Source organism: Streptomyces mutabilis, assembly GCF_014649815.1.
Classification (GTDB): domain Bacteria; phylum Actinomycetota; class Actinomycetes; order Streptomycetales; family Streptomycetaceae; genus Streptomyces; species Streptomyces mutabilis.
Genome location: NZ_BMTT01000346.1, coordinates 1 through 507, shown reverse-complemented (window position 1 = coordinate 507; position 507 = coordinate 1). Strand labels below are relative to the sequence as shown.

The window sequence follows — 507 nt, the reverse complement described above, 5'->3', positions numbered from 1 at the left end:
GTTGAGTCACTTCTTTCGCTTTATCGCTCCCTTCTTTGATCACTTGTAATAAATAAGCTTTATCATTAATAAGTTGCGCTCTTTTTTCACGTATTGGTTGCAGAAGCTCTTGTAAAATATCATTAAGCATAGCTTTGCATTTCATATCACCAAGTCCTCCTCTTTGGTAATGAGCCTTCATTGCTGTCACCATGGCTTTATCTTGGCAAAAAGCATCTAAATAGGTGAACACCACATTACCTTCAATATGACCTGGTGATGCAACATCAATATGTTGCGGATCGGTATACATCGAATAAACCGCTTTTTTAATTTCATCTGCTGTGGATGATAAATTAATCGTATTACCTAAGGATTTAGACATTTTCCCACTACCATCTGTACCGGGTAAACGACCGACTTGCCCTACTACGACCTTACAGCTTGTCAATACTGGTTGCCCTATTAAGCTATTTATTTTGGTGACGATTTCATTGGTTTGCTCAATCATAGGTAATTGATCTTCGC

Annotated in this window: 1 protein-coding gene; it reads right to left on the bottom strand. The window is 38.1% G+C overall.

The window, feature by feature from the left end:
- Window positions 1-490 (bottom strand): hypothetical protein (locus IE142_RS40590; RefSeq protein WP_502266925.1); only part of this gene is annotated, 490 nt, incomplete at its 3' end.
- Between the last annotated feature and the right edge of the window lie 17 nt (window positions 491-507).